This window comes from Paenibacillus sp. 598K (assembly GCF_003851045.1).
In the GTDB taxonomy this organism is placed as follows: domain Bacteria; phylum Bacillota; class Bacilli; order Paenibacillales; family Paenibacillaceae; genus Paenibacillus_D.
The window spans coordinates 1-16,086 of record NZ_BFBX01000057.1 but is presented as its reverse complement, the minus strand read 5'-3'; the positions used below and the strand labels follow the sequence as shown (position 1 = coordinate 16,086).

10 protein-coding genes are annotated in these 16,086 nt (G+C 61.2%); 2 read left to right on the top strand and 8 right to left on the bottom strand.

Annotated elements, in window-relative coordinates; genetic code table 11:
* The 8 genes from PA598K_RS16800 to PA598K_RS16765 all read right to left on the bottom strand — a co-directional run.
* Positions 1–309 (bottom strand): ATP-binding cassette domain-containing protein (locus tag PA598K_RS16800; protein ID WP_128658148.1); only part of this gene is annotated, 309 nt, incomplete at its 3' end.
* 1,204 nt (positions 310–1,513) lie between these two features.
* Positions 1,514–2,608, bottom strand: a complete 1,095-nt coding sequence (locus PA598K_RS16795; RefSeq protein ID WP_128658077.1) for a sugar kinase — start codon at positions 2,606–2,608, stop codon at positions 1,514–1,516.
* Positions 2,605–3,666, bottom strand: coding sequence for an SPFH domain-containing protein (locus PA598K_RS16790; protein WP_128658076.1), 1,062 nt, complete (start codon positions 3,664–3,666; stop codon positions 2,605–2,607). The genes PA598K_RS16795 and PA598K_RS16790 overlap by 4 nt, the downstream gene beginning before the upstream one ends.
* A gap of 326 nt (positions 3,667–3,992) precedes the next feature.
* Complete coding sequence (locus PA598K_RS16785; RefSeq protein ID WP_128658075.1) at positions 3,993–4,817, bottom strand: hypothetical protein; 825 nt, start codon at positions 4,815–4,817, stop codon at positions 3,993–3,995.
* 73 nt (positions 4,818–4,890) lie between these two features.
* Positions 4,891–5,502, bottom strand: coding sequence for an RNA polymerase sigma factor (locus PA598K_RS16780; RefSeq protein WP_128658074.1), 612 nt, complete (start codon positions 5,500–5,502; stop codon positions 4,891–4,893).
* Positions 5,503–5,827: 325 nt separating this feature from the next.
* A complete protein-coding gene (locus tag PA598K_RS16775; RefSeq protein ID WP_128658073.1) occupies positions 5,828–8,062 on the bottom strand; it encodes a hypothetical protein in 2,235 nt (744 codons plus the stop codon).
* Positions 8,063–8,107: 45 nt separating this feature from the next.
* Entirely contained in the window at positions 8,108–10,279 is a 2,172-nt protein-coding gene (locus PA598K_RS16770; RefSeq protein WP_128658072.1) for a beta-galactosidase, read from the bottom strand.
* 23 nt (positions 10,280–10,302) lie between these two features.
* Complete coding sequence (locus PA598K_RS16765) at positions 10,303–12,972, bottom strand: glycoside hydrolase family 2 protein (protein ID WP_128658071.1); 2,670 nt, start codon at positions 12,970–12,972, stop codon at positions 10,303–10,305.
* A gap of 423 nt (positions 12,973–13,395) precedes the next feature.
* Between PA598K_RS16765 and PA598K_RS16760 the strand changes: the two genes are divergently transcribed.
* Positions 13,396–14,643 carry a response regulator transcription factor gene (locus PA598K_RS16760; protein WP_185602038.1) on the top strand — a complete coding sequence of 416 codons (1,248 nt, stop codon included), beginning with the start codon at positions 13,396–13,398 and terminating at the stop codon, positions 14,641–14,643.
* Positions 14,624–16,086 (top strand): cache domain-containing sensor histidine kinase (locus tag PA598K_RS16755; protein ID WP_128658069.1); only part of this gene is annotated, 1,463 nt, incomplete at its 3' end. The genes PA598K_RS16760 and PA598K_RS16755, both read left to right, overlap by 20 nt.

Genomic DNA, 16,086 nt, shown 5'->3' with positions numbered 1-16,086 from the left:
GTGTGCGGCATCCGCGGGGTGTGCGGCCTCTGCGGCGTGTGCGGCCTCTGCAGCGTGTGCGGCATCCGCGGGGTGTTGGGCCGCTTCCTCCAGCTGCGGGATATATGCCCATACGCCCTCGCGCGCCACCTCGCCTTCCGTCGGCTCCAGTTCGCCGAGCAGCACCTTCACCAGTGTGCTCTTGCCCGCGCCGTTAGCCCCGACGATCCCGATCCGGTCGTAGGCGTAAACTTCCAGCTCCTCCACATCGAGCACATCTCGTCCGAGGTAGTCCACATAGATATCCTTAGCTTTCATTAACAATGTCATCGCATATTCCTCCTTCGCACAATCGCGGCTTCCATCAGTTCAAGCTTTTCGCAGGCGTGCCTGCGATTCGTGGAAGGAAGAATCAAGTGAAGAAATACCAGTGCATCGGTCAACCCTCCTTTGCTGGTGTAGGGCAAAAGGCCTGCGGGCCCGATATGTGCGATTTTTCGCACAAGTCTGGGCGGGGCGCGGCCTGTGGGCGCGATATGTGCGATTTTTCGCACAAGTCTGGGCGGGGCGCGGCCTGCGGGCCGGATCTGTGCGATTTTTCGCACAAGTCTAGACTGGGGCGCGGCCTGCGGGCCCGATCTGTGCGATTTATCGCACAAGTCCGGGCGGGATGCGGCCTGCGGGCCCGATCTGTGCGATTTATCGCACAAGTCTGGGCGGGGCGCGGACTTCCGGCCCGATATGTGCGATTTATCGCATAAGTCTGGGCGGGGCGCGGCCTGCGGGCCTGATCTGTGCGATTTATCGCACAAGTCCGCCAGCACACGTTCCTTTCGTCAGCACAACAAAAAGCCCCAGGTTCCCGCGAACGGGCCTGGAGCTGCATCGATATACGAACGGGAGGGCGCGATGGCGTCATGTATCGTCTGACGACCATCATGCTGCTGCCAGTTTCCTGTAGCACGCCAACAAAGGCGTACACCAGGTCATAGCATGGCATAAGTGCGAAGCCGAATCAGGGTCGCCATAGACCCAAAGCACCGCGGCTTGCACATCGTATGAACGTCCCGCACACCCTACGATCACATAATCGCGAGCGGAACGATCCAAGCGCCGAAGCCTGATTAGACCACGCTTGCCGGCACTGCCCCCGTATCGATAAGCAACTCAAAACAGGCCCACCTCTAGCGGTGAACATCCATTTCAAGCGTGCTTATCGAATCCGGATCGAGTGCAGCATACCGGCAGGCCTCCCTCATGTGTAATTGAACCTAGATTAGCACCGACGGCGGTATCTGTCAAACCGCTGCGACAACTGTTGTGACAATCTGCCTACCGTGCCGCATTGCATTGGATCGCTCAGGGCCTCTGGATGCGATACCTGCATGACATCCGCACACGTTCCTCGGAAATACGTATCGCAGCCGTGTCTTATCACACCGGCAAAACACGTGAAGCATCGTGTGTCGCTCTACGCCAACCATAACTCTGAACAACCTATCGATACAACAAGCTGGTCGATATCATTGAATAATTACACGACCAGGCAGCCTTGCCTCTCCGCAATGCCGATCCGCGCCTCTACGCCCGACTGGAAGACGAGGAAGTCGCTCTCGACACCATCGCTGAAGATGACGCCATCCTCGGGCATCTCCGAGACGACCCGCAACTGCGCACCGGCCGATATCTGGCCGAACACGAGCTCGGCCGATGTCGTCCGGCTCGGGAATGGCTCCCGCACCGCGAAATACAGCTGCTCCGCCGCCCAAGCGGCGCGGGGATCTCCGCCAGCGCTGCCTGCGGCTCCCAGTCCTCGTTTAGCGCCACTTGCACTGCTGCCTTCGTCGTCGCTACTTTTACGACTCTTACGAGGGCTGCTGCTCGACTCGCCCACATCGGCGCCACCCGCTCCTCCTGCGACCCCCTGCAGCAACTCTAGCGCCTGCACGGGTAAATACCCGGTCGCGCCGCGCAGGATGCCTGCCGCGCCAGCGAGTACGCTCTTGAGCCAGCCCGTCGAGCCGAGCCCGGTCGAGACGATGATGCCGCTGGAGGACTGGCGCTCGGCGTGTCCGTCCAGCGAGAGCTCATAGCGCGCCGAGACGTGGCTGCGGCGGCCGATGAACAGATCGTTGACGGCGTACAACGTCTGGCCGTCGTTCAGCTCGGCCTTGGCCAGCGTCACGCCCTTCATCGGGCGGCGTCCGCGAGCGACGTCGCGCAGGATGAGCCGCAGATCGCCAGCTCGGAAGGGCAGCAGCACGCCGTCCCAGCGCAGCGGGTCGGGATTGACGCCGATGAGCGGCTGGCCGTCCAGGTACTTCAGCGTGTTGGCGATCAGACCGTCCGGGCCGATCGCGACGACGATGTCGTCGCGACCGAAGATAAAGTTGGGCAGGTACGCCCGGTCGATCACCTGGAGCCGATACTCGCTCTCCAGCGTCTGCACCGCCTCGGCGACGGCAGCGCGGTATCGCTCATCCTCCGCCCGATAATCTCCGAAGTCCGCACCCAACCGTTCCACATAGAACTGCGCTTGCTGCACCGTACTGTTGCGCTTCACCAGCTCCTCCAGCCGCGTCTGCCGCTTGACGAGCACGACCTTGCGCTCGCTGCTCGCGCCGCTCATCGGCCGCTGGCGCCGCGCCCGGACGCCCCTCCGCCGCTCGACGATCCCTGTCCCGACAACAGCCCTTGCAGCAGATCCGGCGAAATATTGAGCTGACCGATCCGCTCCGCCTTGTCCGCGAGATCCTGGAAGGCGATGGCGATCAGCTTGTCGGGATTCATCCCCAGATTCGACAACGCCTGCAGCACGCCCGGCTCGACGCCGTGCAGCGACTTCATCACCGTGCCCAGCTCATACGCCTTGACGTCCGCTTCGGCTCGCTTGTTGGCGGCCGCCAGCTCGATCAGCTGATGACGGCTCTGCTCCATATCCGTCTCGAACTGCAGCTGCTCCTCCTCCATCCGATGCTCCTTTTGCCGGACGGCGCGGTCGGCGTCGAGCTGCGCCTCGCGGATCTGCCGCTTTTTGGCCTCGACCGCCATCTCGGTGCTCAGCTCATTCTCCTTGAGCCGACGCTCCTGCTCGATCGAGGCGTTGCGGCGACGGTAGAGCGCCTCGTCAGCGTGCTCGAGGATCTCCTCCCGCGCTGTGGCCTCGAGCGCCCGCATCGTCTCCTTGTTCGGCAGGACGGCCAGCACGGCCACGCCCATCAGCTCGACGCCAAGCGCCTCAAGCTCCTCGCTAGCCCGCACATCTGTCTTGATCTGCTGAGCGAGCCGTTCGCTGGACTGCACCGCGACGCGGAGCGGCAGACGCGCCAGCTCGTGCTTGGCATGCACCTTGGCCAGATTGATGATCCGCTGGTTCAGCTTCGCCGGATCGTCGGAGAGGTAGACATGCTTCTTCAGATCGTAAGTGTAGTTCAACAGCCCCGTAATTTGCCTGTAGTCTGCGATCCGGTAGGTGAGCTGCCCTTGGACTGTGATCGCCTGATAGTCCTCGGTCATCTCCTCGAACATGAATGGCACGTCGATCGAGGAGATCGGCACGACGACGACGGACGTCGTCGGCGCATAGTATGTGAAGGACAGGCCGATCCCTTCCTTCACTACCTTGCCGTTTTTCACCTTCATGACATATTGCGTCGGTTGGAACTTCGCGTAGCGGATACCGAACATGACGATTCCCTCGCTTTCATTTGATATTGTACGAATGACTTTATGGATACAATACCCTACAAACTCATAATTGTCAATACGACAATATCAAATCATACTAAGCCTACTCGTACCTTCCGCAATTCCCTGAACGCGAAAAAAAGACGATGCGGAGAGAAATGCCGCATCGTCTTTATCGAATGGCCAGGGTAGGTTGATCTTAGTTGCCTTTTGCCTTATAGACTTACCGTAGATCGTTGTCAACGTCAAACAGCTAGATGTTGAGCATTCCCTGCCTGCCGAGGGACTGTGCGCGGCGTTTCATCCCCGGTTATCCCCTGGTATCCTTACTTCAGGAGCGTCTTCCAGATCTGCTCCAGCTCTTCCGCGTCGATGTCGCCGCTCTTGCTCTCCAGGATGAACTGATAATTCACGGACTTGTCTGTATCCTCCACGATCCATACCAGCTCCATGCGCGTACTGTCGGTATATTGTGTCAAAATCGCTTCCTTGCCATCCTCCTTAAGCTGCGTCTTGGTCATCTGGATCGTGTCCTCCCATGACGCCGTGTGCGATTGATCGCCCAGATTGAGAATACGCAAGGATATTTCATCCTCTCCGTTGCTATACACGCTCTGAGCATCCCAGAATTCATCGGACAACGCTACAGGCTTAATCGCATAATCCTTGCCAGCCTGCTCTGCCTGCTCCCGCAGCTCTTGCGCCATAGCAAGCTGTTCGTCCGACGACAACAGCCTGAGATCAAGCGCAGGGCCGAAGTGAATCTTCCCTTTCTCAAAGCTGTAGCCGCCTTCCAGCGAATTCGGAACGTTTAGCTCAGGGTGGCCCAGCTTGGTCTGAAAGGCTGCAGCGTCGTTAAATTGAAAAGGATGGAAGCGCAGCTCCAATTGGTGCTCCGGGTTATCGGACGCGACATAGATGATGCCCGCTTCCCCTGCGTTAAGCTCGCGATCCCCGATCGTATTCACCTTGCCCTTCCAAGTCAAGTCGGACGCCGGGGTAACGCCAGGCTGCGTCTCATGCATCGCTTTTTCCTCATAGACTACATTTCCCTTGCTATCCTTCAAGGATAACAGATGCGAGGCTCCGACAGCTGAGGATACAGCTACCAACATACCTGCGGCTACCAACAATTTCACTTTATGCTTCATATATAATCGCTCCTTCTTATTATTCTGCTGCTCCATTCTGAGCTGTTGCATAATTTTCACGGACAGATCGCTCTCAGGTGGCTGTCCCCTTTGGAATAGCTTTCTCAGATCCTGATCCTCTTTCCTCATGGTCATCGCTGGCTTCTCCCTTCGCTTCACGATAATACTGCCGGAATTTTACTGCCGTACGCTCGTACCTTTTCCGCAAAGCCGCTGTATTTTTATCCATAATCAATGCGATCTCGTCATAACTTTTGTCCTCAACACATCGCAAAATCAACAAATTCCGCTCCTCCACCGACAGCCTCTCCATCGATTTTTGCACTTCTTCATTGAAATAGGCCGATTCGATCGCACGCTCGACATGACGGTTATCCGTATCCCTCTGGTAAAAGAACGGGAGATAGCGGGTCAGCTTTCGTCGACGGAGATTGTCTACGCATTGATGGTAAGCGATCTTGTAAAGCCAGGCTTGCAGCGGTTGGCCTGGATCATAGCGGCTCAGATTACGGAACAGCTTGAGGAAGACCTCCTGTGCGCAATCCTCGGCCTCGCTTGCACTGGACAACATATGATAGCAATACTGATAGATCGGCCGCTGAAAGGCCTGTACTATCTGGGCGAAGGCTTCGATATCGCCATCCCGTACGTCAGACAGGACTTGACGCAATTCCGAATCAGTCAACGGTGTTCCCTCCTTTACTCTTTACTACGAATCTGATGACCGCTATTGTGACACCCTCCCGCAAGATGAGCCGAATACACAATGCTATGTACTGTAACACAAGATGCAACAGACGCAAAAAGACACCCCATCGGACCATATGTCCCAGGGTGTCCCTTACTGCCCATCGCTATGAATGTAAGTATCGTGTCCGATTACAGCGTCGGCTCCATCGCCAGCTCCAGCGTGCCGAGCTGCGGGGAGTAGCTCAGCGAGCCGGTAATCTCGAGCTAGATATACCGCAGTCCCTCCGGCAGCTCGGCGCTGTTCGCGCATCGCTCGCGCGTTATACCTCGCTCAGCCCCCAGCCGATGAAATGCTGCAGCGTCATGCCGATCCACTCCGGCTGCAGCGGGTTGGGCTGCGTCTCCAGCACGGTCAGCATCGGCTCGGGATGGTCAGGCTGCGGCGTATGCGGCAGGCCCTCGCTCCAGCCGGCCGCGCCCGGCAGGCGGTACCGGAGCCGATACCGGTACGCGTCGCCCGGCAGCTCGGCGGTGATGTCCCGGTAGCAGACCGCATACGAGAATCCCGGACGCAGGGCAGGGAGCGCCTCGAGCCGCCCCTCCATCACCACGACCTCGCCCGCAGCCGACGCGGCGTCCCCGCTATCACAGCCATCGTTGCCGTCGCAGCAGTAGCCGTCATTATTCCTGTGACTGCCATTGCCCTCGCCACCATCATCGCTATCACAGCCCCCGCCGTTAACGCCACTATCGCTGCCATCGCCACCTCTGCCGACTCCGCCTACCTCGCCTACCTCGCCTACCTCTCCTGACGTTGGCGCCTGTACAGGCATCAGCGTCAAGCGATAGTCCATGCCCGGCACGCCGTAGAACGTGAAGTCATTGGCTGCGCCGCGCACGACCACCTTGGGCGCCTCCAGGAACAGCGGCTGACGTTCGACCTCGAGCAGCGCAGCGCGGCTCCAGTCGGCGGGCTCCTCCGACGCCCGGACGTAGTGGTAGTCGCCCGCCATCTCGAGCGGCTCGCCGCTCACAATGCTTTCAAGACAGCGCTTGGCGCTAGCCATCGGCGGGACGCAGTTGTTGTGCCCGAACCGATAACCGATCTCGTGCCGGACCGGGATGCCGAGCGCGCGGGCGCGATCCACCCAGCGATAAGCGAGCCAGCTCGCGGTGAACGGGTCGTGCGTGCCGTGGCTCTGGAGCACCTGCGTGCCATTAGCGGCCAGCCGCCGCATCACCGTCTCGGACGCCGGCGAGCGCGCCTCGTCGATCTCGGCCAGCTCGCTCGTCCCCACCGTCGTCTCCAGGAATCGCTCCATCCCCGATCTGCCCTGCTCGTCGCGCCAGTCCTTGCGCCAGGCGTCTTTGTAACCGGTATCCTCGCACATCGCCTGATCGAGGATCGGGTGCGTCGAGTTGAGCATCGTCAGCAGCGGCGTGCCGATCAGGAACGGTACGTTGGCGCATACCGCATAGCGGACGCGATAGGTCTGGCGACTCGGATTGGCGGCGGCGAGCAGGCTGGCGAAGCCGCCACGGGAGCCGCCGACCGTGACGATGCCATCCTCACGGACGCCGAAGTCCCGGATCGCCCGCTCGAACAGCGCGTCCAGATTGGCATATATCGATTGCTGCAGCGTCCGCGTGCCGATCGAGCCGCCGCCGTTCCAGATGATGCCGACGACGCCTGCGCCCCGCTCGGTGTACAGCTCGCCGATGAGGCGCAGCATGTCCGGACCGACAGTGGAGAATACATTCTCATTCTGATCGTAGAACCCGCTGAATACAGCCGGGTAGTCCGCCGCTCCCCGCTGCCAGTGCGGCGGCAGGATATAGGTCGCCAAGCTGCGATGCGCGCCCTCGCCGATGATGACGTTGTGGACGAGCTGGAACGCCGGCACCCCCTCCAGCTCGGCGAGCGGCGTGTCGGTGCGGCGAAGCAGCGCCGGATAGCCGCTATGCGCCAGCGCCTCCGCCGAGAGCCGGAGCGCAGCCGCTTCGCTGACGCTGTAGAGGCTATACGTCTCGCCGATATAGCGCTCATACGCCATCGTGCGCGCATCCGGGTCGTCTGGCCACAGCGCATAGCGCTCGCTCCGAAAGTAGTACGGGCTGCGCTCGTCATCGCAGCGGAACTGGCCCTCGATCGTCCGTCGTCCCTCTCTGGCATCCCAACCGATCTGCCCGAGCCCATCGGACGCACCGGGCTGGAAGCCGCCGCGTCCGCCATTCATGGCGGCCGACCAGTGCGTCGTCACCGGGTAGGCGTGGACGATCGTCTCCGCGACGATCGCATGCGGTCCCTGCCCCTGCGCGAGGAAGCGCACCTCGCCCTGCGCGAGATCGACGGTCAGCTCCGCGGTGTAGCAGATCTCCATCCCCTCGCTCCAGGCCAGATACAGTCGATGCCCTCGCTCCGTCAGCGCCTCCAGCAGCGGCCGGCTCACCGTCAGACGCTCGCTCGTCCCCGCCGCCTCGCAGCGGACGACGGCGCTGATCGGCACATAGTTATCCGGTACGAAATCGTCCACCTTATCCATCCTTTCCATCATACGCGGCACTCCTCTCTCTTTATAGAATATGCCAGTCCCGCCAACTCATCGGTCCGCCTCCGTAACGAACTCGTATACCTGAATGTCGCCGGGCGGCAGCTCGACCGTCACCTGCGAGGGCGACTGCGGCTCGCGGCGAAGCATCTGCTCGCCCTCGGCGAACCAGGCCCGGCCGTCCCTCACGGGCGCCGGCAGACCGATCGCAGCGGCAGCATGCTCTGCGCCCCGGTTATGGACGAACAGGAACGCCCCCTGCGCGCCCTCCTCCTCCCAGACCAGCCAATCGGCGCGGATCGTGCCCGGCGTCACCGTCACCAGCGGCGGACACGACAGCTGCGTCTCCAGCAGCTGCCGATAGATCGCCAGCGCATCCGCTCCGCCCTCACGCCAATACGCGGCGGCGAACATCGTGCCGATCCAGACCGCCTTGCCCTCGCCGTAACGGGCGAGCGTGATCGCCGGACTGCCGTCCCCGTCGAAGCGCGCCAGCACCTCTGTCTGCTCAGCCAGCTCGATCTCGCTCTGATAGTAGCTTCCCGCTCCGACGAGCGGACGCCCCTCCTCCGGGGACGGCATCGACAGCGGGATCGTCCGCCGCGACTCCAGCTTCACCTGATGATAGCTGTGGTCGAGATTCTCCAGCGCGTGCACCCATGTCTCGCGAAGTCCGAACACCCGGTCGAAGCCGTAGCCCGGCACCGTGTAGCTGTGACTGCCGTTCTCCGCCTGGATCGAGCCAAAGCCGCTCTCGGAGACGAGCAGACCGCCCCCGGCGACCCACTGCTCCAGCGTCCGCGCCATTCCCTCGTCCAGATAGACCGGATGCGGCAGGATCAGGCAGCTATAGTCCGCCAGCCCCTCGGGCGTCAGATCCTGATCGGAGACGAACTCGACCTTGTAATTCAGATCATGCAGCAGCTTGTGGACGCCCTGCACCGAATCGTGATAAGCGTCCAGATCCGCATAGATGCCAAAGCTGACGATCTGGCCGGTGCTGCTGAACCAGATCGCGATCCGATCCGACGGCCTGCGGGCGCGGGCGAGCCGATCGGCGCGGGACTGGATAGCGCGATTGAGCCGAGCCATGTCCTGCAGCCACGGCGTGACGCTGCCGTCGAGGTACGTGCTGCCCCAAGCCGGCGCTTCATGTCCGAGCACCTCGGGACGGTATTGCCAGAACAGGAAGCCGGTGATGCCCCGAGCCAGCGGCACCAGCACATGCTGCTTCAGCTCCTGCAGCGACAGCTTCTTCGGCTTGAGCGCCATATCGCCGGGCAAGGCATGGATCTCCGAGTTGATGATCGGCTTGCCCTTGGCCGCCGAGATGAGCAGATCGGCCGACCACGCCGACGATCCGAGACTGTTGCCGAACAGGTCGCAAGGCTCGGCCAGCTTGAAGTCGTCGGACCCGGCGGTGATCAGGTTGAAGATCGGCGCAGGCACCGTATGCACCATGACCCGATGCGCCTGATCGTACCGCTTGACGACCGCCACCCGCCGCTTCAGGTCGTCCGTCAGCGCCTCGGACATGAATAGTCTCCAGTCGACGAGGTCGTTGAACACCGCTTGACCGCGCGGCGCCTCGATCTCCGACCACTGCTGATACGTGCGCTGCCAGCGCGCATTGAACCGCTCCAGCGTGCCGTACCTGTCCTCCAGCCAGCGATGGAACGCCTCCATCGAGTGCTTGCAGTAACAGACCTGGTTGTCGTAGCTGAGCGTCCGCTTGATGCCGGTCGTCAGCTCCGGCTCGTTCCACAGATCCCACACCCAGAGCGCCGGATGATCCTTGAGCCGCTGCACGGCCGCCTCCAGGAAGTCGTCCTTGGCCTGCTGCGCCGGCCGATGATGATAGCAAGGTCCCGGCGCGCCGCCGATCTGCCGGTAGCTGAGCGCCCGCGGCGCCAGCACCGATCCGTCCGCAGTGATCATCCGCGCATCGGGATAGGTCTGGTCGAACCAGGCCGGGGCAACGTCGAAGATCACATTGAGGATGACCTTGAGACCGTAGCGATGCGCCAGGTCCATCAGCTCCTCGAGGTCGTCGAACCGATATACGCCCGGCTCGGGCGTGCTGCTGCGCCATTGCACCCAGTACTTGACGCTGTTGAAGCCCAGCTCGGCGATCTGCTGCAGATCGCGCTCCCACTGGTCGCGGTATGGCGTCGGCGAGCGATAATACTGGAATCCAAACGGGATAAACTCGGGTTGCGTCATGGTGTGCACCTCTTCCTGGATAGTCAATCGGCTTGTTCGCCAGGGCTGGCCTGGACCTCTCCGCCGCTAAAGCTGCGGACGACAAGCTGCGGCATCGGGAGCTCGCCCCCGGCAGGCTCCGGTCGCAAGAAGCCTCCGGCTCGCTTGGGTGCGCAGCGCACTACGATCGTCCGGCTCTCTCCCGGCAGCAACGTAACATACAGCTCGTCGGCCTCCATCAGATACTGATCGGTGATCTCCTCTGCGTATACATGGAGCGCTGCCTCCGGGCCAAGATTGCGGACGAGCAGCCGGCTCTCCAGCAGCTCCGACGCTGTGCCGGGGATCGCCTGCCAGTCGTCGAGATAGCTCGCCGTCAGCGACGTCTCGAGCGCGAGCGCCGACCGATACAACAGCATATCTGGCGCAGCGGAAAAAATATATGGATAGCCCTCGACGCTCCCCCCTTCCCAGCGATAAGCAATCCGCACGAGCATCAGCTCATGTCCGTCCGCTGGCATCGTCCACGTGATAGCGCCGATGCGCACCGACCGATCCCGGGCGCTGCAGGCGTCATAACGCGCCATTGCACAGATGCGCCCAGACGCATCGACCGCTTCGACCCGGATCTCGACCGGGATGTCGGGATCATGGCTATGCAGGTAGATCGCGTGACTGACGCTCTGCCCGCGCTCCACCTGGAGCGTCCGATAGTCGAGCGAGACATGGATCGGGGCGAATGCCTGCTTGGTCCAGTAGTAGCTCATCTTCGTCTCACCGTAGTAGTCCATCAGATTGGTGCAGGAGACGTTGGGCCACGGCTCGCTCATCTGCCAGATGATGCTGCCGCTATTGCGGAATTGGCGTCGCCGGTTCGACTCGAGGATGTAGCGTAGTCCCTCCGCCTGCACCCACTGGCTGGCCGCCACGAACGTCCCCAGCTCGCTCAGCTCGCCGAACAGCCGCTCATCGCGCGCCAGCGTGTCCCACCACTCGCCATGATGCCGCCAGACGATGCTCTCTTGCATCGACACCGGCTTCAGATGCGGGGCGCTCAGGAACTTGCGCAGACTCTTGACGCTGCTGACGCCATCGACGCCGAACTCGCTGTGGAACAGGTTGTCATTGTCCCCGTAGAACGTATAATGCTTCGGGTTGTCGAGGTACTTCCAATGGCCGTGCACATCATGCCCCATCCCCTTCTCCTCGGTGATGTACTGCACCGGGCCGGAGGCCGAGGTCGGCAGACAGAGCCGTTGCGGATCGTGGCGCTGCACCAGCTCCCGCAGCATCGCCAGATTGGGGTCGTCGAAGGTCGACGGCTTGTTGGGCGCGCTCATCAGCTCATTGCCGCCGCTCCATACGGTGAGCGAGACGTAGTTGCGCCGTCCCTTCAGCGCTGCTACCGCCGCCTCCCGCAGCAGCGCCAGGAACTCCGGCTGCTGCGACGGCAGGTTGTCCACGCCCGAGCTGGACTGGATGAACTCCTGCCAGATGAGGATGCCGTGCCGGTCGCACTGCTCGTACAGACGCGTACGCTCGATCAGGCCGCCGCCCCAGACGCGGACGAGGTTCATGTTGGCTTGCTTCATCATGTAGACGATCCGGTCATACTGGCTGTCGATTACATTGCCGTACAAATGGTCGAGCGGCCCCAGGTTGACGCCACGGATATAGATGCGCCGGTTATTGATCTGCACCGTATAAGGCAAGGCGTCGGCTGGGCTGTCGTCATTGGCCAGATAGGCCAGCTTGCGGATGCCGCTGCGGTAGGTCTGCTCATCGAGCAGCTCGCCGTCCTCCGCGATGAGCTCGAGCCTCACCGTGTAGAGCGGCTGCTCGCCGTACCCGTTCGGATACCAGAGCCGGGCCTCTGGCAGACGCCAGTCGATGCGCACGCGCTCGCCGCAGCGGGCGCGGACCGTCTCCTCATGCAGCAATTGCCCGTCCGGCGAGCTGCACAGCGCCCGTAGGACGAGGCTCTCTTCCGCCCCGCCAGCCCCTGCAGGCCGGCTATCGCCGCGGCCGCCGGTCGCCGCGATACTCGCCTCGACGCAGATCAGGCCGACATGGCTGCCCTCGGCGATCCGGTCTGCGTCCTCGACATCGGTGACGAGGCGCACATCGCCAAGCTTGCAGCGCTGCTGGACGCGCAGCACGACCTCGTCCCAGATGCCGATATTGACGAGGCGCGTGGAGAAGTCCCATTTGTAGTTGAATCGGCTCTTCTGCGTGAACGTCTCCGACGTCTTGCCGATCTGGCCCATCTCGTCGGGCGCGTGCAGGAGCAGCACCGTCAGCTCCATCGGCTCGGGCCGCAGTCGGGGCGTCAAGTCGAACACCGCCTCGGTGAACATCCCCTTGTGCTCGCCGAGCCGCACGCCGTCGACATAGACGATCGCTTCGTAGTCCAATCCCTTGAATACCAGCTCGATCTTGTGGCCAGGATCGGCGATCGGCTCGATCGTCGTCCGGTACATCCACCAGCGGTTCTCCACCCATTCGCATTGCAGACTGTTCAGATCCTGATACGGATGCGGGATCAGCCCGGCCCGATACAGATCGTCGTGTACGCCGCCCGGCACCGTCGCCGGCAGCCATTCGCAGATGCCCAGCAGCTCCTGCCCCAGCTCCATGCTGACCGACTTGATCGGCACCCATGGCCAGAATCCCTTCACCTGCCAGGCTCCATCGCATAATGTAATCTCTCTCATCTGTCTGCACTCCTTCTGCTATCCCTTCGATTAAGGCTGATCTTAGCACAGGGCTCCTGCCTCTCCTATGCAGCGATCCTGCGAAATGGTAGGCAATCCGAGCAACTATAGATTAGAGCGCAGACGGAGAGGGCAGATTGACTTATAATTAAGAGGTAGTTCAAAAAGTCCGTTTTTGATCACGGAGTCACTCAAGAAGTGGATTCGGCTTCGAATCTTGAATGCAGTCGGATAAGAGTTTCCAAAGGAAACTAGCTTCGTAAGCTTCCGCTCAGGTGCTCACGTTGCCATGCTTCCGAAGTCGTTTTCTACGAAAACGTGGACCGCTCCTCATTTCCTCCTGCCTCCAACCTTCTCGGTGCTGAAAACCGATCTTTTTGACTTTGAATTTGACAGGCATACAACAAGAGGATGGTGGGCGTCATGCTGAAAGCGCTTGTCGTCGATGACGAATATCTGGTACGGGCCGGGTTGTGTCAGACGGTCGACTGGGAGGAATACGGCATTGAGATCGTAGGAGAGGCAAGCAATGGCAAGGAGGGTCTGGAGATGGCGCTGCAACTGCGGCCGGAGATTATCGTCACCGATATCCGCATGCCGCATATGAATGGCCTCGAGCTGCTGCGCCACCTGCAAGAGCAACGGCTCGATTGCGTGACGATCGTGCTGAGCGGCTACGACGAGTTCCAGTACGCGCAGGAAGCGATGCGGCTCGGCGCATCGCACTACCTGCTCAAGCCGGTCAATATCGACGAGCTGATCGAGACGTTGCAGCGTGTGGCGCAGGACTTCGAGCGGCTCCGCGAGGAGCGGCTCGCCTACGATCGGCTGAAGCAGGAGACCCCTGCGGTGTCGTCGCATTTCTGGCTGAAGCTGCTGTTCGGGGAAGGTCTGGATCACGCCGATGTCGCGGAGAAGCTCGCCTTGCTCGGCATCGATATCCCTGCAGCATCGACGGTAGCGATCGGCGTCGTGTCCGTGGACAAGTCCGCCGAGTCGCTCGCTGCCGGCCAGCAGCCGCTGCAGATCGAGCGCTGCCTGGAGGAAGCCCTGCAGCCGATGGCCTACACGTACGCCAAGATCGTCCGCAGCTCGCCGTCGGAGTGGACCGTCATCGCCGCCGACAGCCATCCCGGCGCTGATGCGGTCGCCAGGTTCCATGAGGCCGGCGATGCGATGGCCCAGGCGATGCGCGCTCGGCTCCAGCTCACGGTAGCCATCGGCTATACGACAGCCCCTTCGATCTATGTCGATCTGCACGCTGTCTTCCTGACGGCTCGCGAGGCGGCTGCGGCGGCCCGGCTGCGGCAGCAGCCCGTCCAATATGGCGCCGAGGACGAGCTGCCGGGCATCCGCAAGGAGGTGCAGCGCGCGCTCGGCTACATCCGCGTCCACTACGCCCGCAACATCACCGTCGATATGGTGGCTGCGTCGGTCCATATTAGTCCGACCCATCTGATGCATCTGTTCCGCAAGGAGCTGAACAAGACATTCTACGAATGTCTCACGGAGTTCCGGATCGAGGAAGCGAAGCGACTGCTTCAGTATTCGAGCTATCGCGTCTATGAGGTTGGCAGTCAGGTCGGATTCGGGGACGCCAAATATTTTAGCCAGATCTTCAAAAAAATGACCGGTCTCTCGCCCAGCGATTATGCCAAAAACTACACCTGACGGGCGCGGCCCGCTGTCGTTGTTCCGCCTGTTCAAGGTCCGGGGCAGAATCGTCTTCATCGTCGTCGCTGGCCTGTCCCTGCATCTGATCCTCATGCTCAGCGTGTTCAGCCTCTATGGCTCGACTTATCTGAAAAACCGGCTCTACGATCATATCGGCAATCTCCAGACCGAGATCGGCACCAGCATCGAGCTGACGGTAGATGATATCCAGATGGTCGCCCTCCGCTTCCTGCTGAACAGCTCCATCTATCAGACGCTTGGCGACGACCGTCTGCCAGTCAATGACAGACAGACTATGCTGCAGCAGCTCATCGACGAAAGCGTCTCCACGGACGAGATGATCGGCGATGTCGTCATCATCACCCATGACGATGAGCGGTTCCGCTACCGCAGCGACGAGCTCGTCTTCGAGGACCCAGATGATCTGCTGATCGCCCAAGTCAAGGCGTCGCCGATCCCGATCACCGGCCATGTGAAGCGCGATGCCAATGGCGACGCCTACATCGTCTTCGGCCAGCAGTACCGCAGCTTCAACACCGGCCAGAATATCGGCGTCCTGCTCATCTATGTCAAGGAAAGCTATCTGTATGCGCTCTACGCGTCTGCATTCGAAGGGCTCGGCTACTCGTTTATCGCTACGACGGACAATGAGATCATCTCCCATCCCGATAAGACGATCCTTGGCAATGTGCTCTCGCCCAGCGACGCCTTCCAGCCGGCGATCGCAGAGGGGTATGTGGACATCGCACACGACGACCGGAAATACGTCCTGAGCGTCCATCCGCTCGGCGATCGGCTGCAAGGGTTCGGGGTATCGTGGCGGATCGTATCGGTCATCTCGTATCCGAAGCTGTTCGAGGCGATCAGTCAGGGCAACCGCAACGCGATGCTCTTCACCGCCTTGACCTTCATCGGCTTGCTGGGTCTGTCGTTTTACATCGCTGGCCGGATCACCCGACCGATCGCCAAGCTGACGGCGAAGATACGCAGCTTTGGCCAGCATGGTCTGGAGCCGCTGCCGGATGCGCGGATCGCACGCGATGAGATCAGCGAGCTGGAGCAGAGCTACTACTCGATGATCGAGCGGATCAATCATCTGATCGAGGAGAACAGCGAGGAGAAGGAAAAGCAGCGGGTCATGGAGCTGACGGCGCTGCAGTCGCAGATCAATCCGCACTTCCTGTACAACACGCTAGATGCGATCAAATGGACGGCGCGGCTGAAGAAGCAGCCCGAGATCGAGCAGATGATCAGCGCGCTGTCGACGTTTTTCCGGATCAGCCTGCACAAGGGCGACAAGCATATCCCGCTCGGCGAGGAGGTCAAGCTCGTCCAGAGCTTCGTGACGGTCGAGCAGTTCCGCTTCCCGGACAAGTTCGACGTGCGCTACGACATCCCCGAGCATCTGCGCAACGTACGCATCCTCAAGCTGATCCTGCA

Bases quoted from the DNA above. Each gene is read 5' to 3' on its own strand.
- PA598K_RS16795 (WP_128658077.1), bottom strand. From the start codon at position 2,608: ATGAGCGGCGCGAGCAGCGAGCGCAAGGTCGTGCTCGTCAAGCGGCAG.
- PA598K_RS16790 (WP_128658076.1), bottom strand. From the start codon at position 3,666: ATGTTCGGTATCCGCTACGCGAAGTTCCAACCGACGCAATATGTCATG.
- PA598K_RS16785 (WP_128658075.1), bottom strand. From the start codon at position 4,817: ATGAAGCATAAAGTGAAATTGTTGGTAGCCGCAGGTATGTTGGTAGCT.
- PA598K_RS16775 (WP_128658073.1), bottom strand. From the start codon at position 8,062: ATGATGGAAAGGATGGATAAGGTGGACGATTTCGTACCGGATAACTAT.
- PA598K_RS16770 (WP_128658072.1), bottom strand. From the start codon at position 10,279: ATGACGCAACCCGAGTTTATCCCGTTTGGATTCCAGTATTATCGCTCG.
- PA598K_RS16765 (WP_128658071.1), bottom strand. From the start codon at position 12,972: ATGAGAGAGATTACATTATGCGATGGAGCCTGGCAGGTGAAGGGATTC.
- PA598K_RS16760 (WP_185602038.1), top strand. From the start codon at position 13,396: ATGCTGAAAGCGCTTGTCGTCGATGACGAATATCTGGTACGGGCCGGG.